This is a genomic window from Kitasatospora griseola, from assembly GCF_014648555.1.
Lineage (GTDB): Bacteria > Actinomycetota > Actinomycetes > Streptomycetales > Streptomycetaceae > Kitasatospora > Kitasatospora griseola.
Genome location: NZ_BMRI01000010.1, coordinates 117,421 through 131,669, shown reverse-complemented (window position 1 = coordinate 131,669; position 14,249 = coordinate 117,421). Strand labels below are relative to the sequence as shown.

Genomic DNA, 14,249 nt, shown 5'->3' with positions numbered 1-14,249 from the left:
CCGCTCGGTGGGCTCTTCGCCCGCTACGACTCCGGGGGCCAGGTCGACGGTGACGAAGTCGGCGAACCGGGGCACGACTGCCTCGGTGAGCTCCTCGGCGGTGCGGGTCACGTCCAGGGTCGTCCCGATGGATGTGCCGGCGTCGTGCACCAGGCGCAGGCGACCGCGTGCCTGCTCCGCCCGTCCCGACAGGCTGCGCAGTTCGGTGGTGTCACGCAGGGTGGCCACGCTGCCGGGCGAACCGTCGACGTGGCCGGTCGGCCGAATGTTCACCGCCAGTAGCCGCTCTCCGGCTGCCACCACCTCGTCGCTGACCGTGTTGCCACCGGCCAGCAGGTCCGCCGTCGGCGACTCCAGACCCAGCTCCGGCACCAGGCGGCCCTCGCAGTCGGGCGGCAGATCCAGCAGGCGGCGCGCTTCGTCGTTGGCGAGCACCACCCGGCCCTCGCCGTCGACGATCACGACGCCCTCGCGTACCGCGTGCAGCACCGCGTCGTGGTGCTCGTACATCCTGGTCATCTCGGCCGGCCCCAGGCCCCGGGTCTGCCGACTGAGCTTCCGGCTGATCAAGGCCGTCCCCAGCACCGACACTGCCAGCGCACCGACAGCCCCGATGGTGAGGACGCGCACACGCATGCCGACGACACCGTTGATGTCGCTGATGTGGGTGCTCGCGGCCACCCATCCGACGAACCGGCCGTTGTCGTAGACCGGGACCCTGGCAACCATCTGCTTCCCACCGGCACTGGTGTGCACGACTGCGAAGTTCGGATGGTCGCGGGACAGGGTGGGCACGATGTCGGGCTCCAGCTTCGTTCCGACCCGGTACGGGTAGCGGTCGGTCACGCGGACGTACTGCGCGTCGATGACCTGGATGCCCGTGTCGCCCAAGGCTTGCGATGCTGCCGCGGCCTTGGGCTGGAGGATCGCCGACGGGTTGCTGGTGGCCAGTGCGGGCACGACCCCGGCCGAGTTGGCGAAGGTCTGCGCGACGGCCATCGCCCGGCTCTGGGCCCTTTCGTTGATGTCGTGGTGTGCCTGGACCAACAGCTCCGCCAGGGCGGTCACGACCAGCAGCAGCACCACCACCAGCTGCATCACGAACACCCGGCCCGCAAGGCTGCGCGGGACGAGGAACGCCGCGCGCCGTCGCCGGCCGGAACCGCCCCGATCCGCGACAGAGCCCGACGACTGCGGTTCTTCAGCCGCCTCTCTGCCACGCGACAAGGCGGCTCGCCAGGTACCGAACCGCGCCATACCCCACACCTACACCCGTGGTGAGGACCGAGCCAGCCGGACACCGTCGCGCACCGACGAGTCCGTGGACCGTCGATCGCATCACTCGCGGATCGTGTTCGTGTCGACACGGCGGAAGCATCGGCCAGGCGCCAGGAACCCGCGCTGCGCCATCGGAGCGCTGCGGAGGTGTCGTTACGGCAGCCGCCAGTCCACGGGCTGCCCGCCCTGGCGGACCAGCAGGTCGTTGGCGCGGCTGAACGGGCGGGAGTTGAAGAAACCGCTGTCGGCGGAGTAGGGGCTGGGGTGCGGCGATTCGATGCTGGGGACCTGGCCGAGCCACGGGCGCAGCTCGCGGGCGTCGCGGCCCCAGAGGATGGCGACGAGCGGGCCGCCGCGGGCGGCGAGGGCCTTGATGGCCTGCTCGGTGACGGCCTCCCAGCCCTTGCCGCGGTGGCCGTTGGTCTTGCGAGTCTGGGTGGTGAGGGCCCGGTTGAGCAGCAGGACGCCCTGGTTCGCCCACGGCGTCAGATCGCCGTTGGACGGCGGCGGGAAGCCGAGGTCGCTGCTGTACTCCCGGTAGATGTTGACCAGGCTCGGCGGTATCGGCCGCACGTCCGCGCCGACCGAGAAGCTCAGGCCGACGGCGTGGCCCGGCGTCGGGTACGGGTCCTGCCCGACGATCAGCACCCGGACGTCCGCGAACGGCTGCTGGAAGGCCCGTAGCACCTGCGGCCCCGGCGGCAGGTAGGTGCGGCCGGCCGCGATCTCGGCGCGCAGGAAGTCGCCCATCGCGGCGACCTGTCCGGCGACCGGTGCGAGGGCCTGGGCCCAGCCGGGTTCAACGATTTCGTGCAAGGGTCGAGCAGCCATGACGGAAGCCTATCGGCCGCACTGACAACGCCAGTTCACGAGGTCGGCGCGGACGTCGGGCGCACCGCCCCGCTCCGGGCGGAGATGATCGCCGGCCCCTGCGGGATGCCCACACCCGCGCCGTGCTCGTCGGCGTCCAACAGGACCTTGATCGCCTCGACGTTCCGGCCGAGCCGCAGCTTTCCGTCCACCCGGTCCCGGACCTCGGCGGGCAGCGTCTCGAACCGGGCGAGCGCCTGCTCGTCCGTCATCCGCCCCACTCACACCACCGCGCCGTTGAGCACGACGTGCCTCGGCGCGCCCAGCACCCGCAGGTCGGTGCGCGGGTCGGCGTCGTAGACCACCAGGTCGGCGGGGGCGCCCTCGGTGAGGCCCGGGCGGCCGAGCCACTCGCGGGCGGACCAGGTGGCGGCGGCGAGGGCCTCGGTGGGGCTCAGGCCGGCCTTGGTGAGTTCGAGCGCCTCCTCGCCGACCAGGCCGTGGGCGAGCGAGCCGCCCGCGTCGGTGCCGACGTAGATCGGGATGCCGGCGTCGTGGGCCGCGCCCACCGTCGCGTAGCGGTTCTCGTGCAGGCGGCGCATGTGCGCGGACCACTGCGGGAACTTGGACTCGCCGCCGTCCGCGAGGGTCGGGAAGGTGGCGATGTTGACCAGGGTGGGGACGATCGCCACGCCGCGTTCGACGAAGGCGGGGATCAGCTCCTCGGTGAGGCCGGTGGCGTGCTCGACGCAGTCGATGCCGGCGGCCAGCAGGTCGGGCAGCGATTCGGTGGCGAAGCAGTGCGCGGTGACCCGGGCGCCCTCGGCGTGCGCGGCGGCGATCGCCTCGGTGAGCGCGTCGCCGGGCCAGCAGGCGGCGAGATCGCCGACGCCGCGGTCGATCCAGTCGCCGACCAGCTTGACCCAGCCGTCGCCGCGCCGGGCCTCGGCGGTGACGTACGCGGCGAGGTCGCCGGGCTCGATCTCGTGCGCGTAGTTGCGGATGTAGCGGCGGGTGCGGGCGATGTGCCGCCCGGCCCGGATGATCTTCGGCAGGTCGGCGCGCTCGTCGATCCACCGGGTGTCGGCGGCGGAGCCGGCGTCGCGGATCAGCAGGGTGCCGGCGTCCCGATCGGTGAGGGCCTGCTTCTCGCTGGTGGCCCGGTCGACGGCGCCGTGCGCGTCGAGTCCGACGTGGCAGTGGGCGTCCACCAGGCCGGGCAGGGCCCAGCCGGTGAGGGTGGCGGTGGGTTCGGCGGCGGGCCGCGCGAAGGTCACCCGGCCGTCCACCGCCCAGAGTTCGTCCCGGACGTCCTCCGGTCCGACCAGCACCCGGCCCTTGATGTGCAGCACCCCACCGTCTGTCATGCCTGGCACTGTACTCGGCACCTGTGCGGGCGCACGGGGCGATCTGCGGCAGACTGTCCGACGGCGACCCCTTCGTCGCCCCGGCGAAATCCTCCGCTGCCCGAAAGGCCTCCCCGCATGCTGCTCGACCTCCCGCCGATGACCGCCGCCCAGTTCGCCGCGATCGAGGACAAGGTGGCGGCGCTGCTGCACACCCAGGCCGACGTGATTGTCACCCAGGGCGAGGCGCTGCTGCCGCTGGAGGCGGCGATCAAGGGCGCGGCGCACCCGGGTTCGACCGCGCTGAACGTCATCACCGGCCCGTACGGCCAGACCTTCGGCGGCTGGCTGCGCGACGCGGGCGCCAAGGTGGTCGACCTGGCCGCGCCGTTCGACGCCGCCGTCACCGCCGAGCAGGTCGCGGACGCGCTGCGCGCCAACCCGGAGATCGACTTCGTCTCACTGGTGCACGCCGAGGCCGCCACCGGCAACACCAACCCGGTCGCCGAGATCGCCGCCGTGGCGCGCGAGCACGGCGCGCTGCTGATGCTGGACGCGGTGGCCTCGGTGGCCGCCGAACCGCTGCTGACCGACGCCTGGGGCATCGACCTGTGCGTGATCGGCGGCCAGAAGGCGATGGGCGGCCCGGCCGGCGTCTCGGCCGTCTCGGTCAGCGAGCGCGCCTGGCAGCGGATCGAGGCCAACCCGGCCGCGCCGCGCCGCTCCTACCTCTCGCTGCTCGACTGGAAGGCCCGCTGGACCGACGCCGGCCGCACCCAACTGCCGCACGCTCCTGCCCAGTTGGAGATGCTCGCGCTGGACGCCTGCCTGGACGCGATCACCGCCGAGACCCTCGACGCGGTGATCGCCCGGCACCGCGCCGCGGCCGCCGCCACCCGCGCGGGCGCCACCGCCCTCGGCACCGTCGCCCCGTTCGTCCGGCTCGCCGAGCACGCCGCCCCGGTCGCCACCACGCTGCGCACCGCCGAGGGCCTGGACGCGACCGAACTCGCCGCCGAACTCCGCCGCCACGCCCCGCAGTTGCCGATCCAGGCCGGCGGCGGCGCACTCGCCTCCACCATGCTGCGCCTCAACCACTACGGCCCGGCGGCCACCGCCGAGACGGTCCTCGCCGCCCTTGAGGCGCTCGCCCAGGCCACCGGCGTCCCGGCCGCGGCCGCGGTCACGGCGGCCACCGAGGCCTGGGAGCAGGCAATCTGACGCTCCGTCAATTGTCCAGCGCCGGAAGTGCTTCGCACGCGGCGTCCAGCGCTTCCTCGTCCATGGCCCGGACGGCCAGCCAGGCGCCTCCCAGGAGTGCCAGCAGGGCGTCCGGGCGGGCGAAGTAGCGGGTGTCCACGCCGGGTGCGTGGACGCGCGGCAGTTCGGTCCAGCCGGTCAGGTCGTTCGGGTCGACCTCGCCGCCGTCCACGTACGCGCTGTCGTCGAACAGCGGCTCGGTCAGCAGGATGCCCAGGCACTCGGCGGAGAAGCTCGCCGTCCACGGGGTGATCTCCAGCTGCACGGACGGCGCGACGTCCGGCCAGGCCACGGTCGGCGGGTCCGCCCGGTCGAGGGCGGCGAGCGGAATGCCCCAGTAGGCGCAGGACTGGTTCTCCACGCGGTAGACCAGGCAGTCCTGGTCGACGTAGAAGCGGTCCGGCGGCAGCAGGGTGTCCTGGTTGCCGGTCAGGTCGGGGCGGTTGCCGATCAGCCGGTACGCCTCGCGCAGCGCGGCGGGCAGTTTCAGGCCCAGCCGGGCTTCGGCGGCGTCGAGTTCGGCGTCGGTGCAGCCGCCGTCAGGCAGCAGCGGGGTTCCCCAGAAGGCCGCGATGTCGGCGATCAGCCGCCAGGCTGCGGCGCGGTCGGCGAGGGCGGTGGGCAGGTCGCGGACGAGGTCGAGCGTCATGACCGCACGCTAGCGCCCGGCACGGACAGGGTTCGGCTGCCGGTGGTCGACCGTTCACCGGCCGGGCAACCGGTGTACGCGAACAGGTATTTGGCTGAGCAGCCCCGTCAAGTTGTCTGTACAACCGGAGGCTGCTCCCATGTCCGTCCCCCACCCCTACTGGCTGCGCGACAACTGCCCGTGCGCCGAGTGCCGCAACCCGCGCAGCGGGCAGAAGCGGTTCCGGATCGGCGACCTGCCGGACGACCTGACCGCCGCCGAGGCCACCGAGAACGGGGCCGGGCTGAGCGTGCTGTGGTCCGACGGCCACCGCTCGTTCTACCCGACCGGCTGGGACGCCGCCGATCAGGACGGCGACCACCGCACCGAGCACGGCAAACGCCTGTGGGAGGCCCCCGACTTCGCCCGCGGCCTGCCCGAGGCCGACTGGTCGAGCTACCTGGCCGACCCGGAGGAGAAGATCGCCGTCCTCTCCGCCGTCCGCCGATCAGGCTTCGCGGTGCTCCGCGGCGTCCCCGTCGAGGAGCGCCAAGTCCTCGCCGTGGCACGGAGTTTCGGGTACGTCCGGGACACCAACTACGGCGAGCTGTTCGACGTCCGGGTGGAGCCCGACGCGGTCAACTTCGCCTTCACCGACGCCGCCATCGCCCCGCACACCGACAACCCGTACCGTGACCCCGTCCCCACCCTCCAACTGCTGCACTGCCTGCGCAACGAGGCCGCCGGCGGCGACTCCGGCCTGGTCGACGGCTTCCGCGTGGCCGCGCTGCTCCGCGAGGAGGACCCGGAGGCGTTCGCGCTGCTCGCCCGCACCCCCGTCCCGTTCCGCTACCGCGACCGCACCGCCGACCTGGCCGCCGAGATGCCGATGATCGGGCTCGCCCCGCGCGGCGCGATCCGCGAGATCCGCTTCAACAACCGCTCCATCGACACCCTGCGCACGCTCCACGGCGCCGAACTCGACGCCTTCTACGCCGCCTACCGCCGCTTCGCGGAGATCACCCTCCGCCCCGAACTCCAACTGGAGTTCCGACTCGGCCCCGGCGACTGCCTGATCTTCGACAACACCCGCCTGCTGCACGCCCGCACCGCCTTCGAGCAGGCCGGCGGCCGCCACCTCCAGGGCTGCTACGCCGACCTCGACTCGCTCTCCTCCACCCTCTCCGTGCTGCGCCGCAACGTCGCCGCGCTCGACGAACTGGAGGCCCTGTTCGCCGGCGAGGGCGCCGGCGAGTACCTCGGCGAGGCCGTCACCATGGCCGAACACATGCTCCAGGCAGGCCAGTTGGCCCGTGCCGCCGACGCCCCGCCCGCGCTGGTGGCCGCCGCCCTGCTCCACGACATCGGCCACTTCCACGGCAGCGGCCTGGAGTTGATGGCCGGCGCCGACAACCGCCACGGGGCGACCGCCGCCGCCTGGCTCTCCCGCTGCTTCCCGCCCGCTGTCACCGAACCCGTCCGGCTGCACGTCCCCGCCAAGCGCTACCTGTGCACCGCCGAACCGGACTACTTCGCCAAGCTCTCCCCCGCCTCCGTCCACACCCTCGGCCTCCAGGGCGGCCCGATGACCCCCGCCGAGGCCGAGGAGTTCGCCGCCGGCCCGTTCGCCGCGGACGCGGTGGCCGTCCGCCGCTGGGACGAGGCCGCGAAGGACCCCTCGGCGGCTGCCCCAACGTTCGCCGAATTCCGGCCGCTGCTGTTGGAGTTGATGGGCTGAGCCGACTCGCTGCCGCCCGCTTTCCCCGGGCGGTGTCCACCGCGTCCCGGCGCCGCGCACCCCGCCGCGCCGCCGGACGGACACCGCCCCGTCGCTGCTACCAGCGCCACTCCTGCTGACCGTACAGGTGGCCGGCCTTGATGCCGCGGCCGCGGCACCACTCCAGGAACTCCTCGATCTGCTTGATCTGGTAGGTGTCCTCGTTGTACGTGGTGGCCATGACGTGGCCCAGCCACGGCTCCTCGCCCATCGCGTAGACGTAGGCCTCCTCGACGCCGAGCTCGGTGAGGATGTCGCCGGCCTGCTTGGCGTCGGAGCCGGACAGCTTGCGGGAGTTGCTCATCTTCTTGGTGACCGGCTTGGTCAGCAGCGCCTGGTACAGCCAGGTCAGCGGCGCGCCGTCGCACTCCATGCCGACGAAGGCGATGTCGGCCCTGCCCAGGTGGTTGCGAACGTAGCGGTAGAGCTTCGGCTCGATGCCGGAGGAGTCGGCGCCGACGAAGATCTTGCGGCCCGCCAGTTCCACCCAGTAGGTCGACTTGCTGCGGATGTCCAGGTCGCAGTGTTCGCCGAGGAACGGGGTCGCGGTGACCTTGCCGCCGGGGAACGGCACCTCGTCGAAGTCGTCGACCTCGATGACCTCGAAGCCGAGGTGGCGCAGGACCAGGGCCATCGACGGGTCGGCCAGGTTGCCGCGGGAGGGGCGCGGAACGACGACGGCGCCGACCCGGCCGCGCAGCTGGAGCAGTGTCTCCAGCACGATGTGGTCCTGGTGGCCGTGGGTGATCAGCACCAGGTCGATGAAGTCCGGGAGGTCGTCGAGGGTGTAGCGGTCGCCCTGCGAGCTGTCCGCGGAGATGAAGGGGTCGGTGACGACGGCGCCCTCGGGGGTCTGCAGCACCAGGCAGGCGTGGCCGAAGTAGCGGATCCGGCCGCCCTCGCCGATGTGACGGTCCGTCGACAGGCTCGGTTCGTCGGCCAGCAGGCCGAGCAACTGCTCGGTCTGGGCGTCGTCGAGGCCGAGGGCGGCGCGCAGGTGGCCGAGGGTGGCGCCGTGCACGCGGGACTTGAACAGCTCGGTCAGGCCCGGGTGGTTGAACGGGATCCGGAGATCGAGCACGTTCGGGTCGGCGAGGCGCGGGGTGCTGAGGATGAACGGACGCTCGGTGTCCGGCTCCAGGGAGAGCTGCACGGACTGCCGTGCCTCGGTGTAGGCCGGGCTCAGGTAGGCGAGCGGCTCCATGAACCGGATCGCGGCCTGGTTGTCGGTGTCGTAGGCGAGTTCGACGATGCCGCCGAGCTCCGCGGGCAGCTGCGGGTAGAGCGGGGTCAGGTCGAAGCCGGTGGCGTTGGCGCGCAGCAGTTCCTGGCCCTCGGCGATCGCCTCGGCGAAGCGGAGCATGTCGGCGCGGTCGCGCTTGATGGTGGCGAGCAGCTCGCGCACCTCCTCGACGCGCTCCTCCGGGATGTTGACGTAGTAGCCGCCGCGCAGCTCGGGGTTGCTGCTCGCCGCGATGTGGACCTGCGGGGACTGCAGGTACGACTCCAGCAGCGGAACCTGCCGGAATGCCAGGTTCATCGCCGCCTGCACGGGCGCGACGGTGTAGAGCCAGGCGTAGAACCGGTCCACCAGCGGCTCGACGATGGTCCGGGACCGCAGATATTTCAGCTGTTCTTCCATCAGTGATCTTCCCCGATTGTCGGAAACACGAATTCGGCCGGCCCGTTCCGCGCGGGGAGGCCGGAGCGTCCCGCCGGACGGGCCCCGGTCACCGTGGCACCGGACGCCGGAAGCGAGGTGGAGAAGCACTGGAAGCTGCTGCTGGAGTCGATGAGCCGGAGCCGGTCCGGCCGATCTTGTCGGGCGGACAGGCCCTAGCGCCCCCGGGGCCACAGTTCGAACCACACCGTCCGCCCACCGGCCCGGGGCTCGGCCCCCCAGCGGTCGGCGCGCCAGGCCACCATCAGCAGGCCGCGATCGGCCTCCTCGTCGAGCGGGTCGACCACCGCCAGGACGGGGAGCCGGTGGTGGTCGTCGGTGACCTCGACCAGCAGGCGGTCGGTGTGCACCAGGCGCACCCCGACCGGTCCTCCGGCCACCAGTACGGCGTCGGCGATCAGTTCGCCGGCCAGCAGTTCGGCGGTGTCGACGTCGACCTCCAGGCCCCAGTCGGTGATCCGGTCCCGGACGAACTGCCGGGCGGCCCGCACCTCCCGGGCCTGGGCCGGCAGTTCGTAGTGCGCCACTCGGTCCGCGGGGATGCCGTCGAGCCCCACCACCAGGAGGGCGAGGTCGTCCCTGCGCGCCGTCGCGGACAGGTCGTTCAGCAGGTCCTCGCACACCTGGTCGGGGGTGGAATCCGGCCCGATCAGGTCGGCGCAGCGGTCGGCGAACTCCCCGAACCCGTCGTAGTCGTGCAGCGGGAGCAGGCTGTCGGAGCCGAGCACCAGCATGGATCCGTCCGGGACGTCCACCGTGACGGCGCCGAACGGCAGCCCCCCGATCCCGACCGGAAGGTTGGAGGGCAGGTCGAGCCAGTCGACGCTGCCGTCCGGGTGCCGCAGCAGTGGGGGCAGATGTCCGGCCGAGGCCAGCTCGCACCGCCGGGCGATCGGGTCGTACACCAGGTAGAGACAGGTGGCGGGCTGGGCGACGCCGAGGCGCAGGACCAGGTCGTCGAGATGGCGCAGCAGCTGTGCGGGCGGTACGTCGAGCAGGGCGAAGGCCTGCACCCCCGCGCGGAGCCGGCTCATCGTCTGGGCGGCCTCCAGGCCGTGGCCCATCACGTCGCCGACCACCAGGGCGACCCGGTTGCCGGCCAGTTGGATGACGTCGAACCAGTCGCCGCCCACCCCGGCCCGGCGATCGCCGGGCAGGTACTGGTGGGCAGTCCGTACTCCGGCGATCCTGGGCGGGTCGAGCGGGATCATCGAACGCTGCAGGGCCTCGGCCAGCCGCGCTTCCGCCTGGTGCAGCCGCGCGCTGTCCAGCAGCAGCGCCCCGCGCTCGGCGAGTCCGTGCAGCGGGAGGACGTCGGCGGACTCGAACGGCGCTCGGCCCGACAGCCGTACCAGTTGCAGCACCCCGAACACCCGCCCCCGGACCATCAGCGGGAGCGCCAGCACCGACGACTCCGGGCCGGCCCCGGACAACCGTTCCTCCACCGGGGCGAGAACGGGTTCACCGTCCTTCAGGGCGCGTCCGGCCGGAGTGCCGGGCTCGATCCGCAGCAGCGCGCCCATCCGCGGGGACCGCCCGAGCAGGCGAACGCTGTCCCCGCCGTGGCCGACCACCTGGAACGTGGAGGTCCACACCGACGGCTCGCCCTCCGGGTGGGAGCCGAAGACGAAGGAGGTCCGCAGGTAGACCGTGGCCAGGTCGGCCCAGGCCGGCACGAACACCTCGCACAGCTCGGCGGCCGTGGTGTCCAGGTCCACGGTGGTGCCGACCCGGCGGGCGAACTCCCGCGTCAGCACCGCGCCCGGCGACTCCAGCTCCGCCCGGTATCTGAACTCCCTTTCATGGCGGGCCCGTTGCGTGGCCAACGCGGCCTCGGCGGCCAACAGCCGGGCCTCCAGGCGGACGCACTGCTCCTCCGCGTCGTGGCGAAGGGTCTGGGCCCGCGCCAGCTCGGCCCGAAGCAGGTCCAACTCCCGCTTCAGGAAGCGCAGTTCTTCCCGCACCTGCTCGGTCTCGGGTCCGTCCGCCCAGCGTTCCAGCTCGCCGGCCCCGTAGCGGGCGGCGGCCCGGTCCGCTTCCAGCCGGCGATAGCGCTGCTCGGCCTGCTGCGCCTGCGCCTCCGTCGCCTCCAGGGAGCGCAGCAGGTGCCGTTCCCGCACGCCCGCCAACTGGAGTTCGCGCTCCGCCGCACCCAGCCGGTCCCGCAGCTGCTCGACCTCGTGCCGGGAGGCGTTGCGAACCCGCAACGCCTCCATCCGCAGCCGGTGGACGTGTTCCTGGACCTCGGAGGTGACGGACTCCCCGGTGGTCTCGGCGACCTGACGCAGCAGCTCGTCGACGAAGTCCTTCGGGGCGATCCGCGCCCCGCTGAAGTAGCGCGAGACGCTGCCCTTGTCGCGGTTGCAGCGAGCCGCGTAGCGGGTGAGCGAGATGCACAGCCCCTGGAACAACTGCCCCAGGAAGGCGGTGAACGCCGCCACCTCCGGCTCGCCGCCCTGCGGTTCGAGCGTCATGGAGTCCTCTCCCCGACCGTTGCCGGGAAGTGGCAATCCGTTGCACCTGGCGCAACCCCGGCCTGCACCGAACAGTAGGAGAAAACCTCAACGGTCCGCAGCGAAAGGCATATTGATGTTCACCGGAGTCGTCCGACAGCTGGCCGCCTGCCAGCGCGCCGTGGTCGTGTCCCTGGCCCTGGTGCCCGTGGTCCTGGTGACCGTGGCGTGCCTGCCCGCCGTCCTGGTGCTGCCCGCGTTCCCCGGCGGGATGCAGCGCCTGGGCGCACTGCTCGCCTCATTGCGCCGCTGGACGGACACCGTCCTGTCCCGGAGCTAGGACAGCGCCGCCGTCAGGTCGATCTCCACCAACTGGCCGCGGTAGCCGAGCGCGGCGACGCCGAGCAGTGTGCTGGCGGTGGCGAACGCCGGGGCGAGCGGGCCGGCCTGGAGGTGGGCCCAGGCGGCCCCCAGCACCTCGCTCCGGTCACTGACGACGTAGATCACGGAGCGGACCACCCGCTCCGGGCCGACCCCGGCGGCGGCCAGGGCGACGAGCGAGTTGGCCACCACCTGGTCGATCTGGGCGAACAGGTCGCCCTCGCCGACCAGGGCCTCGTCGCGGTCCAGCGGGCACTGGCCGGCCAGCTGCGCCGTGCGGCCGGACTCGACGACGGTGATATGGGCGTAGCCGGCGGTGGGGTGGAGTTCGGCGGGGCTGATACGAGTGATGTCGGTCATCCGTCGATGGTCGCCCGCGCGCCGGACAGCCCGCATCCGAATATCAGTCGCTCTCCCGGGCGTGCCGCGAAAGTGCCGACGAGGCAAGGGAGTTGTGGATCGAGAAGGCGACCGTCCCGGGCAGGTAGCGGTCCTGGGACCACTCGACGGGGGTGCCGGTGGGGTCGGTGGTGCGGCGCTTCTCGCGCAGCAGCGGGCTGCCGCGGCGGCAGCCGAGCAGCCGGGCGTCGTCGGCGTTGGCGCCGACCACGTCGATGGTGTGGTCGGCGTCGCTGAACAGGATGCCGTGTTCGCGCAGCGGTTCGGTGTGCGAGACGGCGTCGGGCGGCAGTTGGGCGACGAGTTCGCCGACCCGGGGCGGGTAGACGGTGCGTTCGACCATGACGGGGGTGCCGGACAGGGTGCGCAGCCGGAGCATCGCGTACACCTCGGCGCCGGGGTCGAGGCGCAGTTGTTCGCGTTCGGCGGCGTCGGCGGGGCGGCGGACGATGGACTCCAGCCGGCCGCCGGGCTCCTCGCCCATGGAGCGGGCCCAGTGGGTGAAGGAGAGCAGCTCGGAGAAGGACTGGACGCGGGCGCTGCCGAGGACGACCCGGCGGGTGCCGCGGCGGGAGGTGACCAGTCCGTCGGCGCGCAGCAGGGCGAGGGCCTGACGGACGGTGCCCCGGGAGACGCCGTACTGCTCGGCGAGGGCGCCCTCCGCCGGCAGCCGTCCGGCGTCGCCGAACGAGCCGGAGGTGATCGCTTCGCGCAGGTCGGCGGCCACCTTGCGGTAGAGCGACCCGGCCCCGCTGTCCTGTTCGAGTGCCACGTGCGTCGAGTTCCCTTGGCTGGTAAGGAGATTGGGCTGTGTCCGCGGCGTGATCGCGCGTACACCATTGACTGTAGCCGCTGCCGCCGCACCGTCCGGCGTCGGGCGCGACCGTTCCGACAGCCGCCCCCTGTACTGGGCCGTCCGTTCACTTTCCCGTCACCGGCCTCGGGCGTACTTACCTCGGGCGACGGAAGTTGGCTGGCCAACTTGGCCGCGACATGCCGCGCTTCGCACCGAACACCCTCTCGTGATCTCTGCAGCTCCCCTTCCTCCAGGAGACCTCCCCGTGACCGTGCACCGCCACCGCGCCGCCGCCCTCGCGGCCGTGCTGACCGCTGCCGCGCTCTCCCTCTCCGCCTGCGGCTCCGCCGGCTCGACCGCCAAGTCCGGCGACGCCAAGGGCGGTTCGGGCAACGCCAGGACCGCCACCTCGCTCGCCGACTTCGGCGGCATGGACGGCCTGGTCGCCGCCGCGAAGAAGGAGGGCAAGCTGCACGTCATCACCCTCCCCCGGGACTGGGCCAACTACGGCAAGCTGATGGACGACTTCAAGGCGAAGTACGGCATCGAGATCGAGGACGAGAACCCGGACGGCTCCAGCCAGGACGAGATCAACGCGGTCAAGTCCCGCAAGGGCCAGGACCGTGCGCCCGACACCCTCGACCTGGGCTCGGCGTTCGCGCTGTCCGCCGCCAAGGAGGGCCTCCTCGCCCCGTACAAGGTCGCGGGCTTCGACAAGATCCCGGACACCATGAAGGACCCGGCCGGTCTGCGGGTCAACGACTACGGCGGCTACGTCTCGATCGGCTGCGACGCCAAGAAGGTCGCCAACTGCCCGAAGACCTTCGCCGACCTGCTCAAGCCCGAGTACAAGGGCCAGGTCGCGCTGAACGGCAACCCGACCAAGTCCGGTTCGGCGTTCGGCGGCGTGTACGCGGCCGCGCTCGCCAACGGCGGTTCGCTGGACAACATCCAGCCCGGCATCGACTTCTTCGCCAGGCTGAAGCAGTCCGGCAACTTCAACCCGGTGGAGTCCACCCCGGCGACCGTCGAGAAGGGCGAGACCCCGATCTCGATCGACTGGTCGTACCTGAACGCCGGCTACACCGACGAGTTCAAGGGCAAGGGCATCGACTGGAAGGTGTCGATCCCCTCCGACGGCTCCTACGCCCAGTTCTACAACCAGGCCATCAACAAGGACGCCCCGCACCCGGCGGCCGCCCGCCTGTGGATGGAGTACCTGTACTCGGTCGAGGGCCAGAACGGCTTCATGGGCGGCTACGCCACCCCGGCGATGTTCGACGCCATGAAGAAGGACGGCTCCCTGGACGCGGCCGCCGCGGCCAAGCTGCCGGTCGTCGAGAAGCCGTTCACCACCTTCCCCAGCTCGGAGCAGATCGACGCGGCCAAGAAGGTCGTGACCGAGAACTGGGCCAAGGCGATCGCGGGCTGATCACCGAC

At 72.2% G+C, this 14,249-nt stretch carries 12 protein-coding genes and 1 pseudogene; 4 read left to right on the top strand and 9 right to left on the bottom strand.

The window, feature by feature from the left end:
• The 4 genes and pseudogenes from IEZ12_RS38435 to IEZ12_RS15400 form a co-directional block, all read right to left on the bottom strand.
• Positions 1-1,257, bottom strand: a pseudogene (locus IEZ12_RS38435) (PAS domain-containing protein); the annotation flags it as partial.
• A 174-nt stretch (positions 1,258-1,431) separates the two neighbouring features.
• Entirely contained in the window at positions 1,432-2,109 is a 678-nt protein-coding gene (locus IEZ12_RS15410; RefSeq protein ID WP_189272550.1) for a uracil-DNA glycosylase, read from the bottom strand.
• A gap of 35 nt (positions 2,110-2,144) precedes the next feature.
• Positions 2,145-2,360 carry a hypothetical protein gene (locus IEZ12_RS15405; RefSeq protein WP_189272549.1) on the bottom strand — a complete coding sequence of 72 codons (216 nt, stop codon included), beginning with the start codon at positions 2,358-2,360 and terminating at the stop codon, positions 2,145-2,147.
• 9 nt (positions 2,361-2,369) lie between these two features.
• The gene (locus IEZ12_RS15400) at positions 2,370-3,455 is read right to left on the bottom strand and encodes an amidohydrolase family protein (protein ID WP_189272548.1); all 1,086 of its coding nucleotides are present in this window, start codon (positions 3,453-3,455) and stop codon (positions 2,370-2,372) included.
• 117 nt (positions 3,456-3,572) lie between these two features.
• Between IEZ12_RS15400 and IEZ12_RS15395 the strand changes: the two genes are divergently transcribed.
• Positions 3,573-4,655, top strand: coding sequence for a pyridoxal-phosphate-dependent aminotransferase family protein (locus IEZ12_RS15395; RefSeq protein ID WP_189272547.1), 1,083 nt, complete (start codon positions 3,573-3,575; stop codon positions 4,653-4,655).
• A 7-nt stretch (positions 4,656-4,662) separates the two neighbouring features.
• Here IEZ12_RS15395 and IEZ12_RS15390 read toward each other — a convergent pair whose 3' ends face one another.
• Entirely contained in the window at positions 4,663-5,343 is a 681-nt protein-coding gene (locus IEZ12_RS15390) for an SMI1/KNR4 family protein (protein ID WP_189272546.1), read from the bottom strand.
• A gap of 139 nt (positions 5,344-5,482) precedes the next feature.
• On the opposite strand from IEZ12_RS15390, the gene tmpA reads away from it, so the two are divergent.
• Complete coding sequence (gene tmpA / locus IEZ12_RS40050) at positions 5,483-7,060, top strand: 2-trimethylaminoethylphosphonate dioxygenase (protein ID WP_189272545.1); 1,578 nt, start codon at positions 5,483-5,485, stop codon at positions 7,058-7,060.
• 97 nt (positions 7,061-7,157) lie between these two features.
• Here the strand turns inward: tmpA and IEZ12_RS15380 are convergent, their stop codons facing one another.
• Together IEZ12_RS15380 and IEZ12_RS15375 are read right to left on the bottom strand one after the other, a co-directional pair.
• Entirely contained in the window at positions 7,158-8,741 is a 1,584-nt protein-coding gene (locus tag IEZ12_RS15380) for an MBL fold metallo-hydrolase (RefSeq protein WP_189272544.1), read from the bottom strand.
• A gap of 194 nt (positions 8,742-8,935) precedes the next feature.
• Entirely contained in the window at positions 8,936-11,254 is a 2,319-nt protein-coding gene (locus IEZ12_RS15375; RefSeq protein ID WP_189272543.1) for a SpoIIE family protein phosphatase, read from the bottom strand.
• A 115-nt stretch (positions 11,255-11,369) separates the two neighbouring features.
• Here IEZ12_RS15375 and IEZ12_RS15370 point away from each other — a divergent pair, with 115 nt between their 5' ends.
• Complete coding sequence (locus tag IEZ12_RS15370) at positions 11,370-11,573, top strand: hypothetical protein (protein WP_189272542.1); 204 nt, start codon at positions 11,370-11,372, stop codon at positions 11,571-11,573.
• Here IEZ12_RS15370 and IEZ12_RS15365 read toward each other — a convergent pair.
• Together IEZ12_RS15365 and IEZ12_RS15360 are read right to left on the bottom strand one after the other, a co-directional pair.
• Positions 11,570-11,974: a RidA family protein gene (locus IEZ12_RS15365; RefSeq protein ID WP_189272541.1), complete on the bottom strand. Its 405-nt coding sequence runs from the start codon at positions 11,972-11,974 to the stop codon at positions 11,570-11,572. The genes IEZ12_RS15370 and IEZ12_RS15365 overlap by 4 nt on opposite strands.
• Before the next feature lie 43 nt (positions 11,975-12,017).
• Positions 12,018-12,785, bottom strand: a complete 768-nt coding sequence (locus IEZ12_RS15360; protein ID WP_043910058.1) for a GntR family transcriptional regulator — start codon at positions 12,783-12,785, stop codon at positions 12,018-12,020.
• Positions 12,786-13,074: 289 nt separating this feature from the next.
• On the opposite strand from IEZ12_RS15360, the gene IEZ12_RS15355 reads away from it, so the two are divergent.
• Positions 13,075-14,241 carry an ABC transporter substrate-binding protein gene (locus tag IEZ12_RS15355; protein WP_189272540.1) on the top strand — a complete coding sequence of 389 codons (1,167 nt, stop codon included), beginning with the start codon at positions 13,075-13,077 and terminating at the stop codon, positions 14,239-14,241.
• The last annotated feature ends 8 nt before the right edge of the window (positions 14,242-14,249 follow it).

What these genes read in the sequence shown, in the direction of transcription:
- IEZ12_RS15410 (WP_189272550.1), bottom strand. Translation starts at nt 2,109, where the DNA reads ATGGCTGCTCGACCCTTGCACGAAATCGTTGAACCCGGCTGGGCCCAG.
- IEZ12_RS15405 (WP_189272549.1), bottom strand. Translation starts at nt 2,360, where the DNA reads ATGACGGACGAGCAGGCGCTCGCCCGGTTCGAGACGCTGCCCGCCGAG.
- IEZ12_RS15400 (WP_189272548.1), bottom strand. Translation starts at nt 3,455, where the DNA reads ATGACAGACGGTGGGGTGCTGCACATCAAGGGCCGGGTGCTGGTCGGA.
- IEZ12_RS15395 (WP_189272547.1), top strand. Translation starts at nt 3,573, where the DNA reads ATGCTGCTCGACCTCCCGCCGATGACCGCCGCCCAGTTCGCCGCGATC.
- IEZ12_RS15390 (WP_189272546.1), bottom strand. Translation starts at nt 5,343, where the DNA reads ATGACGCTCGACCTCGTCCGCGACCTGCCCACCGCCCTCGCCGACCGC.
- tmpA (WP_189272545.1), top strand. Translation starts at nt 5,483, where the DNA reads ATGTCCGTCCCCCACCCCTACTGGCTGCGCGACAACTGCCCGTGCGCC.
- IEZ12_RS15380 (WP_189272544.1), bottom strand. Translation starts at nt 8,741, where the DNA reads ATGGAAGAACAGCTGAAATATCTGCGGTCCCGGACCATCGTCGAGCCG.
- IEZ12_RS15375 (WP_189272543.1), bottom strand. Translation starts at nt 11,254, where the DNA reads ATGACGCTCGAACCGCAGGGCGGCGAGCCGGAGGTGGCGGCGTTCACC.
- IEZ12_RS15370 (WP_189272542.1), top strand. Translation starts at nt 11,370, where the DNA reads ATGTTCACCGGAGTCGTCCGACAGCTGGCCGCCTGCCAGCGCGCCGTG.
- IEZ12_RS15365 (WP_189272541.1), bottom strand. Translation starts at nt 11,974, where the DNA reads ATGACCGACATCACTCGTATCAGCCCCGCCGAACTCCACCCCACCGCC.